The sequence below is a fragment of the Metamycoplasma subdolum genome (assembly GCF_033546815.1).
GTDB lineage: Bacteria > Bacillota_I > Bacilli_A > Mycoplasmatales > Metamycoplasmataceae > Metamycoplasma > Metamycoplasma subdolum.
Genome location: NZ_CP137846.1, coordinates 1 through 16803, shown reverse-complemented (window position 1 = coordinate 16803; position 16803 = coordinate 1). Strand labels below are relative to the sequence as shown.

17 protein-coding genes are annotated in these 16803 nt (G+C 27.9%); 5 read left to right on the top strand and 12 right to left on the bottom strand.

Annotated features, from left to right (window positions below; all coding sequences use genetic code 4):
* Positions 1-8 precede the first annotated feature (8 nt).
* Entirely contained in the window at positions 9-1199 is a 1191-nt protein-coding gene (locus tag R9C05_RS00085) for a phosphopentomutase (protein ID WP_121940570.1), read from the top strand.
* 48 nt (positions 1200-1247) lie between these two features.
* Here the strand turns inward: R9C05_RS00085 and R9C05_RS00080 are convergent, their stop codons facing one another.
* The 4 genes from R9C05_RS00080 to R9C05_RS00065 form a co-directional block, all read right to left on the bottom strand.
* Complete coding sequence (locus tag R9C05_RS00080) at positions 1248-3689, bottom strand: DEAD/DEAH box helicase family protein (protein ID WP_121940569.1); 2442 nt, start codon at positions 3687-3689, stop codon at positions 1248-1250.
* Positions 3690-3692: 3 nt separating this feature from the next.
* On the bottom strand, positions 3693-5333 hold the full coding sequence (locus R9C05_RS00075) for a site-specific DNA-methyltransferase (RefSeq protein ID WP_318613919.1): 1641 nt from the start codon (positions 5331-5333) through the stop codon (positions 3693-3695).
* An 83-nt stretch (positions 5334-5416) separates the two neighbouring features.
* Positions 5417-6091, bottom strand: a complete 675-nt coding sequence (locus R9C05_RS00070; RefSeq protein ID WP_121940679.1) for a deoxynucleoside kinase — start codon at positions 6089-6091, stop codon at positions 5417-5419.
* Positions 6092-6095: 4 nt separating this feature from the next.
* Positions 6096-6767, bottom strand: coding sequence for a deoxynucleoside kinase (locus tag R9C05_RS00065; protein WP_121940566.1), 672 nt, complete (start codon positions 6765-6767; stop codon positions 6096-6098).
* A 279-nt stretch (positions 6768-7046) separates the two neighbouring features.
* Between R9C05_RS00065 and proS the strand changes: the two genes are divergently transcribed.
* The 4 genes from proS to gap all read left to right on the top strand — a co-directional run bounded on the left by proS (position 7047) and on the right by gap (position 10917).
* A complete protein-coding gene (gene proS / locus R9C05_RS00060) occupies positions 7047-8474 on the top strand; it encodes a proline--tRNA ligase (protein ID WP_121940565.1) in 1428 nt (475 codons plus the stop codon).
* Between the two features lie 42 nt (positions 8475-8516).
* Positions 8517-8810 (top strand): thioredoxin family protein, encoded by a 294-nt coding sequence (locus R9C05_RS00055; protein ID WP_277870166.1) that lies wholly within the window; start codon positions 8517-8519, stop codon positions 8808-8810.
* Positions 8811-8988: 178 nt separating this feature from the next.
* Positions 8989-9789 carry a Cof-type HAD-IIB family hydrolase gene (locus R9C05_RS00050; protein ID WP_121940564.1) on the top strand — a complete coding sequence of 267 codons (801 nt, stop codon included), beginning with the start codon at positions 8989-8991 and terminating at the stop codon, positions 9787-9789.
* Between the two features lie 120 nt (positions 9790-9909).
* Positions 9910-10917 (top strand): type I glyceraldehyde-3-phosphate dehydrogenase, encoded by a 1008-nt coding sequence (gap, locus tag R9C05_RS00045; protein ID WP_318613918.1) that lies wholly within the window; start codon positions 9910-9912, stop codon positions 10915-10917.
* A gap of 34 nt (positions 10918-10951) precedes the next feature.
* Here the strand turns inward: gap and R9C05_RS00040 are convergent, their stop codons facing one another.
* The 8 genes from R9C05_RS00040 to dnaA form a co-directional block, all read right to left on the bottom strand.
* Positions 10952-11455, bottom strand: a complete 504-nt coding sequence (locus R9C05_RS00040) for a hypothetical protein (RefSeq protein WP_121940562.1) — start codon at positions 11453-11455, stop codon at positions 10952-10954.
* Positions 11455-12222: a 16S rRNA (adenine(1518)-N(6)/adenine(1519)-N(6))-dimethyltransferase RsmA gene (gene rsmA / locus R9C05_RS00035; protein ID WP_121940561.1), complete on the bottom strand. Its 768-nt coding sequence runs from the start codon at positions 12220-12222 to the stop codon at positions 11455-11457. Before rsmA ends, R9C05_RS00040 begins: the two co-directional genes overlap by 1 nt.
* Entirely contained in the window at positions 12223-12987 is a 765-nt protein-coding gene (locus R9C05_RS00030) for a TatD family hydrolase (RefSeq protein ID WP_121940560.1), read from the bottom strand.
* Complete coding sequence (locus R9C05_RS00025) at positions 12987-13679, bottom strand: 5'-methylthioadenosine/S-adenosylhomocysteine nucleosidase family protein (protein ID WP_121940559.1); 693 nt, start codon at positions 13677-13679, stop codon at positions 12987-12989. The genes R9C05_RS00030 and R9C05_RS00025 overlap by 1 nt, the downstream gene beginning before the upstream one ends.
* A 97-nt stretch (positions 13680-13776) precedes the next feature.
* On the bottom strand, positions 13777-13974 hold the full coding sequence (gene rpmB, locus R9C05_RS00020) for a 50S ribosomal protein L28 (protein ID WP_121940558.1): 198 nt from the start codon (positions 13972-13974) through the stop codon (positions 13777-13779).
* Positions 13975-14017: 43 nt separating this feature from the next.
* Positions 14018-14251, bottom strand: coding sequence for an RNA-binding S4 domain-containing protein (locus tag R9C05_RS00015; RefSeq protein WP_121940557.1), 234 nt, complete (start codon positions 14249-14251; stop codon positions 14018-14020).
* Between the two features lies 1 nt (position 14252).
* On the bottom strand, positions 14253-15353 hold the full coding sequence (gene dnaN / locus R9C05_RS00010) for a DNA polymerase III subunit beta (RefSeq protein WP_121940556.1): 1101 nt from the start codon (positions 15351-15353) through the stop codon (positions 14253-14255).
* 11 nt (positions 15354-15364) lie between these two features.
* Positions 15365-16729, bottom strand: coding sequence for a chromosomal replication initiator protein DnaA (gene dnaA, locus R9C05_RS00005; RefSeq protein WP_121940555.1), 1365 nt, complete (start codon positions 16727-16729; stop codon positions 15365-15367).
* Positions 16730-16803: the final 74 nt, after the last annotated feature.

The following is a 16803-nucleotide window of genomic DNA, read 5'->3' as shown; positions in this document are numbered from 1 at the left end:
GATAATAAATGACAAAATTTAAAAGAATTTTCTTTATTGTCACCGATGGTTTGGGAATAGGTGAAGAACCTAGATCAGAAGAATTTGGAGATAAAGGTGCCAATAGCTTCTTTCATGCATCAGAAGTATTACCTCTAAATATACCTAATTGAAAGAAACTCGGCATCTGCGAAATTGCTAAAATAGCTGGACATAACGCCAGAAACAAAAACCCCCTAGCCTATATGGCTCGTATTCAAGAAATGTCAAATGGTAAAGATACTATTACTGGGCATTGAGAAATGATGGGTATTTACACAAAAGTTCCTAATCCTCTATTTATTGAAAAAGGTTTTCCTAAAGAGCTAATTCAAAAATTAGAAGAAGCATTTGATGGAAGAAAAATCATCGGAAATAGAAATGCTTCAGGAACACAAATTTTAGATGAACTTGGAAGACAACACATTGAAAAAGGTGACATTATTATTTATACTTCGCCTGATTCAACATTGCAAATTATTGGTGATGAAAACACTTTAGGTGTTCAAAAACTAACTGAATATGGTAAAAAAGCAAGAGCAATTTGTTCATCAAAACCTGAATGAAATGTTGCAAGAATTATTACTAGACCCTTCGTTGAAGAAAATGGTAAATTCATTAGAACATTTAATCGTCATGACTTCCCAAATAAACCAACAGCACGTATTTTATTAGAAGATTTAGTAGAAAAAGGTGTTGAAGTTATTGGTGTTGGAAAAATTAACGATATCTTTACAGGCGTAGGTATTAGTAAAAACTATGGACCTGCAAGTGATGACGAAAATATGGATGTTGCCATTAATATTGCAGCAAGTAATTCAACCAATCAACTTGTTTTTGTTAACTTAGTTCAATTTGATAGTCACTATGGACATAGAAGAAACCCTGTTGGCTATTCAGAAAATATCTCACGTCTTGACATCAAACTAGGTAAATTAATTAACGCAATGCGTGAAGATGATTTACTAATTATGACTTCTGATCACGGAAACGATCCAACATATAAAGGAACAGAGCATACTCGTGAATATTTACCTCTAACAGTATTCTCAAAATCTTTCAAGAAACCTAAAGTTTTAGGCACTCTTCAAGGACTCGGAACTGCTGGTAATATTGTAGCGAAAAACTTCAATGTTCCTTTACTCCAAACTGGTGAAGATATCTTTGACAAACTTGTCTAAAGAACTAAAAAAACATCTCAATCTAATGAGGTGTTTTTTAATTGAATTTTATTTGAAGTAATCAAATAAATCTTTAATTTTAAAAATAAAAGTGTGTTTTGTTTCAATGATTTCATTACTATTTTTGGGATTTTTAAATACTTGGTTGTTTAAATTTTCTAATGTGCTTGCACCAACAAAGTAAAAATCATCTGCACTAATATCAACATAACAAATTAAGAAAGTGTAACTTTTTTTAGAAGATCTAATTAAATCATTTTCTTCAATTTTTGAAGCTTGAACATACTTTTGATAAGAATCAATTATTTGTCTTGTTTTTTCTTTATCATAGTCGTTATACAAATTCTTAACTTCTATGTAAATATTATGTTCTATATCATTTGCATTAATTTTAAAAACAAAATCAGCATAAGAGTTTTTGATTTCTTTTAGTTCATCAAAATATTGCAATGTTAATCCATGAAAGACGGGGTTTTTACTTCATACCTTAATTCTTGACTTACTAGCTTCATTATCCTCAAAGAAACTTTTAATTCTTTTAGCAAAGAGTGCCTCAGTATAAGAATCAAAAAAATGTTTTGGATTCTTTTTTAAATCTTCATAAGCATATTGCTCAACGTTATTTAGGTTAACATTTCTATTATCATCTTCTTTTAAATTAATATTAAATAAATAATCATTTACTTTCGGCAGCGTTTTGGTTGTGGATAAAGTATATAGATTTAAATTTGAATTGTTTTCTAATTCTTCAATTGAGTTTTTATAATTCAATTTAATTTGATCAAAATAATTTTTAAACAAAATATATCAAAATATGGTTTTGCTAATTTCATTGTCATTATTTTTATTTGAAATATTTACAAAATAACTTTCGATTTCTTTTCTTATTTTGATGTTAAAATAGTTTGAATTTTTTCTTAGTAAATCCATAACATATATTTCAAGTTCAATTGAATTAAAAATTTTGCTATCAACTTTTATTTTATCTTCTATCTTGCTGGTTTCACCATCTAGATATGAATATTTTTTATAGTCATTTTTAATTTGATTATATATATTGATGATACTTCCTTCATTTATAATATGTTGGATTTTTTCTATGTATTGTGTTTGATTAAAATGTCTATTTATTTTTTCAACATCTATTTTCCCCGTAACAAATGTAACATCTTCAAACTTAGGTTTTAAAATTAATCTATTTCAATAACCATCTGGGAATTTTATATTTGAATAAATATAGTATTTATTAGAAATTGAATCTTCAGATACAAGTTCTTTTGGATAAGTAGGATTTGGAAATCTTTTAATTCTTCCAACAGTTTGAATTGATAAGTTTTTAGATGTTACATTTCTTAGTTGAACTAGCATACAAGCTCTAGGAATATTTCATCCAGTTGCAGGCCCTATTTTAAATAAAATAGTATCAATGTTTGAATCGTTTTTTGATATTTCTTTTAGGCTTACTTTTGAGTTTGATGTGTTAATTCTAAGTTGGGAGTCAACCTTTTCGTTTGAAAAATATTTAACTCAACTTAGATTATAACTTTCTAAAATACTAATTATTTTTTGTATCTCATTTTTGAATGCAGTTTTTTCAATATTATCTTTTGGTTCGCTATCAACTTGAATCAACATCGCAGGGCGTATATTTGCCAACTCTTTATTATTTTCAGCATACCGTTTTTTAATTTCGTTAAAAGTTTTGCAAGCAATTTTTAAAAGAGTTTCATTGTCAATCTTATCTTCATCCTGTTCTTTTAGATTAAAGTTTGGAATATGATGATTTTTTAAAAGTTTAACATCATCATTTTCAAAATCTTTTTCATCAATATAAACAAGTTTATGATTTCCCTTTGGTGTTGCTGTCATTTTTATTATAAATTTAGCAGCATCTTGAATTCTATATTCAAATTTGGCATCTTCTGTTTTTATTGATGTCTTGTCTAAATAATCAACAAAAGTTTGATTTTTGCTTGCTTCACCACCGTGATGAGCTTCATCTCTAATATAAATTAGAGTATAATTTTGAGTTTTTATTTCACTTAGAAAATCAGAGAAAATTCTATATTCGGTTAAAATTTTTCTTTTACCAAATGAAGATTTTCCTAAAATAAAAACTTTGTTTTCTGCAGCTTTAAAAGAGGGAACTGAATCTTTATTTTTTTGTTTTGAAATTGACGGAGATTCAATTCTCTCCACTATATAACTAGCGCCTATATCAAATTTATAATCATTTAAATTAATTTCCATTTGATATGGAAGTTCAGCAGAAGATAAAGTAGCGATAACAAAAATTAATTTTTGAGTACTGCCTTTTGCAATATTTTGTTGAATCATTTTATGGATTGCATTTGCAATCATAAAAGTTTTTCCACTTCCAGTTGGTGCTTGAAACTCAATGATGTGTTTTTTGTTTTCAACATTTAATGCAAAATTAAATTCATCAAGAATTTCATTAACTGCTTGTTCTTGAACTCTAGTAAGTTTCATATTTTATTCACCTTCCACTTTTATAGGCTTCAAGGTGTTTAAGTTAATTAGCACATCTCTGGGTTGTTGTGTTGCTCATTTTTCAGCATCATGAATACCAAAATCTATGAGTTCTTGAACAAAATCTTTTCTCACTTTGCTTGCTTCAGATTCAAAAATCTTGGTATTGTAATATTCAATATCAAATACTGTTAAATTTTGTTTATATGGTTTATTCTTTTTGATTCAATCAAAATCATTTTCTTTTTTAGTTCCAATTCCATTATTGATCCTATAAAGTCTTTCATAACAAACTTTTTTAGCAATGTTATTTTCATTATTTGTTACTAAAGTAAAAATTCTGTTTCCACCATCTTCACGGTTTAGTTCTAACACAGCATGTCCGGTGGTTCCTGAGCCTGCAAAGAAATCAAGGATACGAGCATTTTTGTTAGGGCAACATGCTATCAGTTGTTTAATTAAGTTAACAGGTTTAGGATATTCAAAATTGCTTTGTTTAAATATTTGCTCTATGTCAATTTTTCCATATGAATTAGAATAAATATTTTCCATCAATCTTGAAGATGACCAGTCAACACCATTTTCTTTTCCAACAATTGAATATTTATCATCAGATTGCACAATTTCAAAATCTTTATAATTTTTCACATATAAAATTGATTTTGCATTCTTACTAATAAAATCATTTTTTAAAAGTCAATCGATTCTTTTTTTAGAAAAAGATCATGTTTTTCCTTTGCGAGGCTTAAAAGTTTCCCCATTATAAATAACATCAAAAGTATATGAAGGATTCCCTGCCCCTCCGTCTAAGGGGTGTTTCAAAGTATATTTGCCACGATTATCTTCATATTTATAATCATCTCAATCATTTTTGATTTTCTTAAACTTAAATACTTTACTGAAATTTTTAAAATAAACATGAATATAATCTATGTCTTTTTGTAAATTTGAATTCCCGAAACGCCCGCCACCTTTTTTAGTAATTCTTGATAAGGTAGCACCAAAATTCTCTTCGCCAAATATTTCATCCATTAGTATTTTTAAATAAGCTTGTTCGGTATCGTCGATTGAAACAAAAATTACACCCTCTTCGGCTAAAAGTTGGCGTGCCATTCTTAATCTTTCGTTCATCATATTCAGTCAGCCTGTTCGGCTGAATTTATCTCTGTAAATAAATTTCGAAGCTTTTACTTCGTCTTTTTCGCTAAGGTTATTACCATCGCCTTTGGCAGCTTCGGTGTTATAAGGAGGATCAATATAAATTACATCAAAATAATTAGTGCCCCCCCCCGCAGTGAGTGCGGATGACTTATCTTTGAGTCTTTCTATAACAATTAAGTTTTTGAGTACATCATAGTTTTCACCAATGATTAAAACATTGTCATTTTGATTTATCGTTTCACCTCTGAATGATAATTTTTCATTCTTTTTAAGCAAGGCAACTTGGGTTGAATCAACACTAGGTGCTGCATCAAATGTAAAACCAAGTTTTACTCTTTGAATTAATAGTTGAAAGACATTATCTAAATCTTTTTCATCAGTTTGATTTAGTATTTTTTTAATCAAGTCTTTTTGATCTTGATTTAAAGATGTTTTTGACATTTCATCAATATCTTTTAAATAACTTTGTAAATCTTTTAACATTGCTTCTCCTTATTAAGTTTAATTATAACTTTCTACTTAATTTAATTTTTGAATAAAAATAAAACTTAGGTTTTCCTAAGTCTTTATTTGTTTCATCTTTTTGATTTTGAAAAATCAAAATTATCAATAATTTGAATAGCTTCTTCTAAAACTTTTTTACCAGTTTTGTGATTTGAATCAATAATTACATAAGGTATTTTGAATTCTTCAACAAGTTCAATATAAAGCTTTTTATATAAGCTATGAAGAAGCTTGAAATATTCTTCGTTTTGGTCGAAGTTATCAACTTCGCTTTCTCTTCCTCTTTCAAAAATTCTTCTCTTGAAAGTATCATAATCAACATCAATATAAATTGCTAAATCAGGATTTTCTTCAGGAAGTATTAATTCTTTGAACATTGCAGCATAACCTTCAAGATACTTTTCAGGTTTTTGTCCTTTTAAATTAACAATTCCAAAAACAAAATGTTCAAGATTAAAACGATCTAAAAAGATATGATGTTTTTTAAATGTTTTGCCGTCTTCTTTGAATTTCTTAACTGTTTTAACAAAGTTGTCTGATAAACTTTCTAAAATAAATGATTGAAATGCAATGTTGATATTTGGTTGATTTTCATAAAATCAACGTAAAAATGTATTAAAAACAGGATCATCTTTCTTGAATTCTTCAAGAAAAATAGAATCTTCATAATGTTTATGTAAACCTTTTGAAAGTGTAGTTTTCCCACTTCCAATCATTCCACTTATTCCAATAACCATATTATTATTTATTAAACCTTTCACATTTAGAAAAATCAAATTCATCAATTAATTTGATAGCTTTTTTGAAAACTTCTTCTTCTGTAAGTTCATTAGTATCAATAATAATGTAATTTAGATTGTATTTTTTTGCTTGAGAAATAAATAATGGTTTGTATAATTCAAAAAGTGTTCTGAAGTAACCTTCATTTTTCTCTCAATTAGCAGTTTCAACGTCACGCCCTCTGCAAAACAGTCTTTTCTTAAATGTATCAAAAGACATATCCAAAAAGATTGCTAAATCAGGAGTTTCATCTTGAGTTACAAGATGATTGAAAAGTTTATCATATCCTGTTAAGTATTTTTCTCCCTTAGGTCTTAAGTTTACATTAGCAAAAATGTAATGTTCAATTGAAAAACGATCCAAAAATAAATGATTATCTTTAAATGTATAACCTTTCTTTTTAAAATCTCTGATAGTTTCAGCTAACTTAGTTGTATGGTTTTCAACAACATATGATTGAAATCCCATAGTTAAGTTAGGTTGTTTTTCATAAAGTCATTTTAAAAAGGTGTTGAAAACTTCATTGTTTTCATCATATTCTTGCAACATCATTGAGTTTTTATAGTGTTTGATTAATTTAGCAGTAAGAGTACTTTTCCCCCCACTTATCATTCCACTTATACCTATCAACATCATTTCTCCTTATTCATTTTTAATAGTTTAACTTATGTTATTTTATTGAAATTTAGAGGAAAATTTTCAATTTAATTTTAAAAATTTTTTCGCACACTTTTTGAGTTATCAAAGGTGATTTTTTTGTGAAAAATGATTCACAAAGTTCTGGCCAAAGCTTGGATATATAAGTTATAAAAAATTAATCAAGTTTAATTTTGTAATCTAATCTCTTGAATTTCAAACCTCTCTAAAACAAATATCTTTAATAATGTATAATTTGAAATAAAAAGGAAAGCTATGAAACAAATTGAAAAAATAACCCCTCAAAAAGAAAATTTTGCAAGATGATATACAGACGTTGTCCAAAATGGTGACCTTATGGCATATGGTTCAACTAAAGGCTCAATAATCTTCAAGCCTCTGTCATATGGAATATGACAAAATATTCAACAAAACCTTGACAAAGAATTTAAAAAACTTAATGTTAAAAATGTTTACTTACCACTTTTAATTCCAGAAAACTTACTTAATAAAGAAAAAGATCACTTAAAAGGTTTCAATCCAGAACTTGCTACTATTACTGAAGTTGGTGGAAAAAAACTTAGTGAAAAATATTTTATAAGACCAACTAGCGAAACACTTTTCTGTGACTTTTTCGCTAACGAAGTTGAATCTTACAATGACTTACCTTTAATCTTAAATCAATGAGTAAATGTTCTTAGATGAGAAAAAACCACTAATCCTTTTTTAAGAACACGTGAATTTTTGTGACAAGAAGGTCATACAATTCATGCAACAAAAAAAGAAGCAATGGATTTAACTAAAAAAATGATTAACGTTTATCATAAATTCCTAAAAGATTATTTAGCTTTACCTACTATTATTGGAAGAAAAACTGAACATGAAAAGTTTGCAGGTGCTGAAGTTACATTAACTGTTGAAGCAATGATGAAAGATGGAAAAGCACTTCAATCAGGAACAAGCCACTATATTGGGCAAAACTTTTCAAAACCTTTCAAAATTGCTTTTAAAAATATTAATAATGAAGAAGAATATGCTTATGAAACAAGTTGAGGTGTTTCAACTAGACTTCTAGGTGCTTTAATAATGGCTCATGGCGATGATAGGGGAATTATTATTCCACCAAAAATCGCTCCAATTCAAATTGACATTGTAACATTATTTGCCAACAAAAATGAGGGTGTTTTAGAGGCTGCAAAAAACATTAAAAAATCACTTTCAAAATTTAGAGTAGAACTTGATTCAAGCGATAAAATGCCTGGGTTTAAAGCAGCAAATTCTGAAATCCACGGAACCCCAATTAGAATTGAAGTTGGACCTCGTGATTTAGAAACAAATGAGGTTATAATTGTTCGTCGTGATACACTTGAAAAAATAAAATGTTTAATTGAAAATATCAAAGAAAAAGTTACAAAACTTTTAGATGAAATTCAAACTAATTTATATGAAAAAGCTTTAGAAAGACTTAACGCAAATTTTGTAGTTTGTGAAAATTGAGAAGAGTTTGAAAAGGCAATTTCTGAACAAAAATTTGCTGTAACTTTATTTGAAGGAAACGGTGAAGATGAAGTTAAAATCAAAGAATTAACTGGGGCTTCAACTCGTTGCATTTTGCCTAAAAATTCATTTAACTTTAAAAAGTCAAAATGTTTCTATACTAACAAGAAATCAAATAGAATAGTAATTTTTGCAAAAGCTTACTAAATGCTTTATCATTTATAATAAAAATATATGAAGGAGAAAATTATGCAAAAAGTAAACAAAGAAACTTTAAAAGATCAACATCTACAAGGTAAATCAGTTTTAGTATTTTCAGCAGACTGATGCCACTGATGTAAACTTCTAAAACCTGAACTAAAAAAACTTGAAGAAGAATATAAAATCAATGTTTTTGATGTTGATGTTGATGAAGACAGAGAATTTGCTCGTGAAAACATGGTTCAAAGTCTTCCCACAACTTTCTTCTATCAAGATGGGAAATTAATTGGTTCACAACTTGGATATTTACCAAGCGAAGAACTTGTAAAAAAATTCAATTAAAAGGTCATTAGGAAATGCTACTTCTAAATAGCATTTTTTAATACTCTATTTTTTCAAATTTATTCTTTATTTAAGTAGAAAATTTGAAATTATAGTCTGAATAAAAACTCAATAAACTAACAATGCTAAATTAAATAAAAAAAATAAGGAAATTGTAAATTTACAATATAATAAAACTATGAATTTTAAACCAGAAGTATACTTTTCAGATCTAGATGGAACATTCTTAGATCTACATAAAACTGAACAAATAGTCAGTCAAACAAATATTGAAGCTGCTTTTGAAGTTAATAAAAAGAAAGCATTTATTTTCTCAACAGGAAGACCTAATTCACCATTCGTTATGCGTCTTGCCAAGCAAATTAATTCACCTTATGTAATATGTCAAAATGGTGCAGTTATTGTTGACCAAAACAACAATATTATTAAAACTTGCGAAATGGATCAAGAAACAGTAAACAAAGTAATTCAAGTTTTAAAAGAAGAAAAAATGATGTTTATTTTAAATAGTGATGGAATAATTTATGGGCCTAAAATTAAACATTGATTCTTCTCACCTTGATACAAAAATAACACTAAAAGAACATATGAAGAATTTACTAAAATTGATAAAGCGACTAAGATTTTTACCTTTGGAAAAACAAAAAGAGGTATCAAAAGATTATTTAAAAAATTAAGCGAAAGATTTATAAATTTATCGCCCCATATTGTTTCAAAAGGGTATGCAATTGAAATAACAGATTTCTTTGCAACAAAAGGAAAAGCTGAACATTTTGTATGTAATCTTTTAAACGTTGATCCTAAAAAAGCAATACACTTTGGTGATGGCGGAAATGATATTTCAACTGTGCCTTATGTGGGTGCATTTGTATGCATGAAAAATGCAACAAAAGAAATCAAAAAACATGCTACCGAAATTGGTCTTCATTTCAAAAATGCAGGTATTGCTTGAATGCTTAAAAAATATGAAGGAGAATAAAATTTAAGGCAAACTCATTGCCTTTTTTTTAATTACTTTTTTTCTCACATTTGAAGTAATTTCTCTTTATAATCTATAATTATTTGTATTATTTAAAAAATATTAATTTAAGGAGAAAAAATGTCTAAAACAAAAATTGCTATTAATGGATTTGGAAGAATTGGACGTTTAGTTTTTAGAGAAATTTTTAACGATAAAGAATTAGAAGTCGTTGCAATTAACGACTTAACAGACGCAAAAACACTTGCTCATCTTTTAAAATATGACACCACTCATGGACAAATGGATGCCAAAATTGAAGCTGAAGAAGGAAAAATTATTGTTGATGGAAAATCATACTTAGTTTTTGCTGAAAAAGATCCAGCATTACTTCCTTGAAAAAAACTTGGTGTTAACTTAGTTGTTGAAGGAACTGGCCGTTTTGTTACTCTTGAAGGTGCTTCAAAACATATTGAAGCAGGAGCGAAAAGAGTTTTAATTACTGCTCCAGCAAAAGGTGGAGATGTTAAAACTGTTGTTTATTCAGTAAATGAAAAAATCCTTGACTCAAACGACAAAGTCGTTTCAGCCGCTTCATGTACAACCAACTGTTTGGCCCCAGTTATGAATGTACTTGAAAAAGAATTTGGTGTTGAAAAAGCATTCATGTCAACAGTTCACTCATATACTGCTGATCAAAGACTTCAAGATGCACCTCACTCAGATTTACGTCGTGCAAGAGCCGCTGCATCAAACGTTATTCCTACAACAACAGGTGCTGCTAAAAGTATTGGAAAAGTTATTCCTTCACTAAATGGAAAAATGAACGGAATTGCTCTACGTGTTCCAACAATTACTGGTTCACTTATTGATGTTTCAGTAGAACTTAAGAAAAAAGTTACCGTTGAAGATATCAACAAAGCAATGAAAAAATATGAATCTGCATCATTAAAATATTCAGAAGATCCTCTTGTTTCTTCAGACATTATTGGTGAAACTCACGGTTCTATCTTTGATAGTTTATTAACAAGTAGTTTAGAAGTTGATGGTAAAACTTTATACAAAGTTTATGCTTGATATGACAACGAAAGTTCATTTGTAAGTCAATATGTAAGAACTTTAAAACATATGGCTAAACTTGGAAAATAATTAAAAAGCATCAAGCGTTGAACTTGATGTTTTTTTAATCCAAATTTAAGTCTCGTTTCATTTTTTTATATTCTTTTTCATAATCTCGTGCAATATTAAAAACAATTTCACTTACTTTTTTATAATCTTGAACTAAGTTTTGTAGACTTTTTATTTCTTCTCGCTTTTTAATATCGCTATTTATAATCTCATTAAGTTTCAAAATATAGTTATGAGCAAAGTAATTTCTTTTATCAAGAAGTTTTTTTAAAACTTCAGTATCTTTTTTATCAAAAATTTTCAAATTTTCAATTGCTGCAATAGTTGTGCCCATTGATTGAAGAGCAAAGTTTTGATACTTTTTAAGATACTTAACGTAAAACTCATCAACTTTTTCTTGTGAAATCTTATTGGTTTTAACAATAGTTTTACGTATATTTTTCATTATTTGAAAATAAAGATAAATTAATTCCAAATTTTGTTCAATATCAGAGGATAAAATAATAATCGCACCAACATTAGAATAAATTTCTCATTCAAGCTTTTTGCTTTCTTGCATTAATTTAACTCCTTAAATAGATTTTCAATTTGCTCTAAGCTAAGTTCTTCTGATCTTACGTTAGGAAGGGCTTCAATTTTTTCTAAAGCATTTAATATGTCTTCTTTATTATAAGTATGAATTAAATTATTGAAAAGTGTTTTTCTTTTAAATTGAAATAAAAGTTTTACAAAATGTAAAAACTTTTCAAGATCATAAGGTAAAGAATCCTTAAACTCTAATGTAATAACTGCTGAATCAACCTTTGGAATAGGATTAAAATTTGTTTTTTTAACATCAAATTGTTTTTTAACTTTACATACATAATTTACTGAAACTGTAAGCTTACTATATTCTTTAGTTCTAGGTTTGGCATCAAGCCTTTCACTTACTTCTTTTTGAACCATTAAAGTTGCACTTTTGATTTTTTTATAATTTCTGAGCAGCTTAAACAAAATGTCACTTGTTATATAGTAAGGAATGTTTGCTACAATTTTGACCTTATCTTTGATTTGATTAAAATCAAATTCCAAGAAATCTTGAAGCAAGATTTCAACATTATCTTGTTTTAAATTATCGCTTAATTTTTGATGTAAATCTCTATCTATTTCAAAAGCTGTTAAGGATTTAACTTTCTTGGCTAAAATAAAAGTAATTGCACCAAGACCTGGTCCAATTTCAATTACATCTTCGTTGTCAACTTGGCTTACTTCAACAATTTTTTCTTTAATTGCATCGTTAGTTAAAAAGTTTTGACCGAATTGTTTTTTAGCCTTAATTAAAGCCATCTAAACTCCATAAATTGTTTTAATATTTTTTCTAATTTGTTTAACAAAATCTTCAAGTGGCATATTTTTCATCTTTGCGATATGTTCATAAACATATCTTACATAAGGACTAATATTAGGTTTGCCACGCATTGGAACTGGTGCAAGATAAGGAGTATCGGTTTCACAAGTAATTCTATCAACAGGTAAAATGCTTACTGCTTCATTAAGCTCAGTAGCGTTTTTAAAAGTAATTACACCACTGATTGAAAAATATACATTAGGTAATTTCAAACATTTTCTTGCATATTCTACATCGCCACTAAATGAGTGTAGAACAAATTTAACATCTCTATATTCAGGTTTACTGAAAATTTCATATGCATCTTCTAATGAATCTCGAAGATGTAGCATAGCAACTATTTTATGTTTTTGAGCAACTTTTAGTTGACTAATAAAAGATTCTTTTTGAATTTCTTTTGAAGGAGAATCATCATAATGATAATCAAGGCCAAATTCTCCAATTGCGACAACATCTTTAGTAATAATTCTTTCAAGAAATTCACCATCTTGTTTTCCTGTTGCTTCAGTTGGATGAATTCCAATAACAGGATGAATTCTTTCAGGATCTTTTTTAGCAAGTTCAATAACTTCCACTGAATCTCCTCTACAAGTTCCAACAGCAAAAAGTTTTTCCATATCTTGACTTAATCAATCTTGAGAAACCTTGTAAGGACTTTCATAATATTCTCTAAAAGGATGAGTGTGAGCATCAATAAATTTCATTAGTTTACCTCCAAAAGTTTAAAAATTACTTCACTAATTTTTGTTTTTCATTTTAATGAATTTAGATGATAATCTTTACCATTATCTTCAATTAAAAGATTATCAGAAATTACTTTTATTGAAGAGAAATTGATTTTGTAGATTAAAGTAGTATGTGCAAGAGAGGTAGCTTCCATATCAACAGCATATACATTTTCAAAGTTTTTGTTTATTTCTTCAATATCGTTTTTGCTAAAAAACTTATCTGCTGTTACTACATTGGCAAGGGTGATATTACTAAAAATATGTTGAATCTTTTCATTCAATTTTTTGTTTGTTGAAAAGTATTGATTTAATTTTGGAAGTTCCCCTAATTTGTAGTTTTTAAGTGTTGTTAAGTTTGTATCAAAGTACGCAAGATTTTGTGCCAAAATCAATGAACCAATTTCTATGTTTTTTATAGTTCCAGCAGGACCAATATTAATAACTTCTTCAATGTCATTGTGTGTGGCTAAAATATAACTTAAAAACATTGAAGCATTCACCTTTCCAACGCCTGTAAATGCTATATAGAATTTTCTATTTTTGTTCTTACATAAAAGCAATTTTTGAAAATCGCTATACTTTTCATTGATGCCTTCTTCATGAATAATTTCAAAGTGATTTAAAGCAAGTTCAATCTCTTCTTTTTCAGCAAAAATAAACAGTTTCATTTTCTCTCCAATAATAAGTAATTACATTAATTATAAGGTGAAGTAAATAAAAAAACTTCAAGTTGTCTTGAAGTCTTATTATCTAATATTGCTCTAATTAAACAACTAATCCTTGTTTTTTAAGTGTTCTTGCAGTTTTTGCGGTTGCACGAACTGTTTTCTTTCCACCATTTGGTTGTCTAACTGTAACTTTTTGTAAGTTAAGATCAAATGTTCTTTTGGTGGTTTGAAGTGAGTGTGATCTCTTGTTTCCACTTAGAGCTTTTTGTCCTGTTAATTTATCTCTTCCGGGCATATTTAACTCCTAATAATTTGATTTATTTATTTTACATTAAAATTTATTCTTTTTCTGAATTTGCTCCAACTTTTGCAACTATTTTATAGACTTGTGTATCAATTCAAACAGTATCACCAGGTCTTATTTTTGCATTACGTGCTTGACTTGGAATATTATTAATTTTTATTTCATGACTCTTTACAAAAAACTTAGCCATCCCGCCAGTTGGAATTAAATCTAATTTTTTAAGTAATTGTCCTAACTTTATAAATTCACCGACAATTTCTACTTTCATTTTAAAATCCTTTTTGTGGGGTGAATAGTTGAGTGTTGTTTGGATTTGAAGCACTTGTTATAACAATTCTTTGATTTCCTTTTATCAAACTAATTTTAAGTTCTCCTTCAAAAACAGAAATTGCTTCTCTTAAAAATTTACTATTTAAAGTTAATTTTAATTCTTCATCAGAAGTATAAGTAAATGCTGTTGTTTTGATTACAGATTCAGCAATTTGTTCACGAGTTGAACTGATAGTTAGAACTTTATTATTAATGTTGAACTTAATTTTGTTGTAACTATCGGTAATTATTACTGATGCTTTTGCTAGTAAGTTCGCAAGTTCTCTTTTTTCAATAATAATTTCATTTTCAAAACTAGTTGGAAGAATTTTTGAAACATCAAGATAAGGTTGTTCAATAACTTTTGATTGAATTGTAGTTCCATCAACTTGAAATGCAAGTTTATGTTCTGAGAAGAAAATTGTTACTTGTTTTTTAAACTCAAAGTTCATTAAGTCTTTTAAGTTTTTAGCCAAAATTGAAACATTAAAGTCGGCATCATTTGCAATATTTTTTGTTTCTTCAGCATATCTAAATCTATCAGTAGCAAGCATTTTTAAAACACCATCTTTTGCAACGATATTTACACAACAAAGAGTTAAATTATTTTCATTTGAACTGGCAGCAAATGAAACATTTTTTATAAGGTTTCTTCACTCTTCTCATCCAATTTTTAGTTCATCACCAAAGACTTCAAAATCGATTTCTGGGTAGTCAAAGGCATCGTATAAATTAAGTGTATACATGTCAAGCTCTGTAGCAATAGTTAATGTTTTGTCATTGCTTTTTAAGCTTAAATCTCCTTCTAATTTTTTAATTATATTTCTAAACATTGAAAGTTCAATTAAGAAAATTCCAGGAGTAATGATCTTTGCATCTAAGCTTGTTTCAACTGTATGTTTAACGCTAATTTCTCCGTTTGAACCTATGAATATAATTTTGTTGTCTTGGACCTCAACTTTGATTCCTTTCATTGCTGGAATAAAAGGATTTTGATCTATTGCTTTTGCTACTCTTTCGATTGCGTCATCTAGTAGTATTTTATTGATTACGATTTCCATTTTTTACCTTCCTATAAGTATTTATTTAAATTTTCTTTAATTCTTTGTATTGCTACTTTTACTGTTGAATTTGATTTAATGTTTGCATCAATTCATTGAATAGAAACTATTACATTCGAGTGACTCATGTCGCCAAACATTTTGCCTATTTTTTGAAGAGAATAATTGAAATTATTTTTAATTAATCAGATAGAAATTCTTCTTGCTATAACAACTTCTTCTTTCCTTGTTTTTGCAGTTAATTTCCTTTTATCAAGGTTGTAATATTTTGCCACTTGATCAATTATTTTTTCAGGCGTTATATTATCTTTAACTAAACTTACATTTTTGAAAATTGTTTGCATTGTGTAAAGATCATATGTGAAATAATCATCGCCTTCACTAATTAACTTGATCCTGTTTATTGCATTTTCAAGCGAACGTACTGAACTTGAAAAGTTTCGTGCCACAAACCTCAAAGCTTCATCTTCTCAAAGATTTACATCTATATTATGTTGTTTCAATTTGAGTTTTAAAATCGAGATAACATCATCAATTTCTGGATTAGTAATTTCTACTGTTAGTCCACCATCAAATCTAGTAATAAATCTTTCTTCAAATCCACCTAAATCACTTGGTTTTTTATCTGCTGTAATAATTAGTTGTTTCTTCTTGTCATTAATTAGTGTTGAAAAAATATTGAATAGAACATTAAGCGTACTTTCTTTGTTTGCATATTGTTGCACATCATCTAACATAACGCAGTCATAACTTAAAATTTCTTCAATTATTTTATTAAGTTCTTCCTGATTTTTATTTCTTAATTGTTCAACTATCTTGCTAGTTAAGGTATAAGGATTAATGTAATAACAACTTTTGCTTTTTTTAATGAGTTCATTTCCGATTGCATGTAAAAGGTGAGTTTTTCCTAATCCTGAAGGGCTATGAATGAATAAAGGGGAAAACTGAACTTCATCTTTTTCACATACATTTCTTGCAGATTTAACAACTAAAGAGTTAAACTTTCCAACAGCGTAATTTTCAAATGTTAAAGTTGGGTTTATATTACTTGGCAAAGGTTTTTTAACTTCATCTTTTTCTTCATTTTCAGCTTTTAGAGATTTTATTTCATTGATGTTAGCAATAAAAACTACATTTCCTTTTTCACGTTGCAAACTAACAAGTGCAGCATTTTCAATTAAATTAAAGTATTTATTTTTAATGTAATCTAAAACTGGTGCTGGCACAAAAACGTAAATTGTATTATTTTCAATATGTACAAGTCTAATTGGTCTAAAAAAATGTTCATAAGAAAAATCATCAGAAAGAGTGTTCTTGATCTCCTGAGTGAAGGTAATATTTTCTGCTGCTAATAAATTTTTTAATTCTTCTTCCATATCTAAAATTATAAATTTATCAAATAAGCGATTTTTCAAAGCAGTGATACTAACATGCAATTTTTGGCGTTTTT